Annotated in this window: 1 protein-coding gene; it reads left to right on the top strand. The window is 72.6% G+C overall.

What is annotated here, in order from left to right:
• The coding region (locus KM933_RS38850; protein ID WP_221362415.1) for a CurL C-terminal domain-containing protein at positions 1-358 on the top strand (358 nt) is incomplete at both ends.

The raw sequence follows: 358 nt of genomic DNA, 5'->3' as shown, positions 1-358 counted from the left end.
CACCGAGCCGCAGACCGGCGGGGAGGGCATTGCCTCCCTGGCACCGGGTGTCGTGCCGTGGATCCTGTCCGGCCGTACGCAGGACGCTCTGCGCGCCCAGGCCGCCCGCCTGCTGGCCCAGATCGAGGCCGACCCCGCGCTACGCGCGGTGGACCTGGGATTTTCCCTCGCCACCCAGCGCTCACTCTTCGACCACCGTGCCGTTGTCCTGGTGGACGACCGCGAGACCGCGGTACGCGGTCTGGCCGCCGTGTGCGTGGGCGAACCCGACCCGGCCGCCGTCGTCGGCCAGAACGAGACGGGCCGTACGGCGTTCCTGTTCTCGGGTCAGGGTTCGCAGCGGTTGGGGATGGGGCGT

The organism is Streptomyces beigongshangae (assembly GCF_019710745.1).
Taxonomy (GTDB): Bacteria; Actinomycetota; Actinomycetes; order Streptomycetales; family Streptomycetaceae; genus Streptomyces; species Streptomyces beigongshangae.
This window is presented reverse-complemented; position numbering and strand designations above follow the sequence as displayed.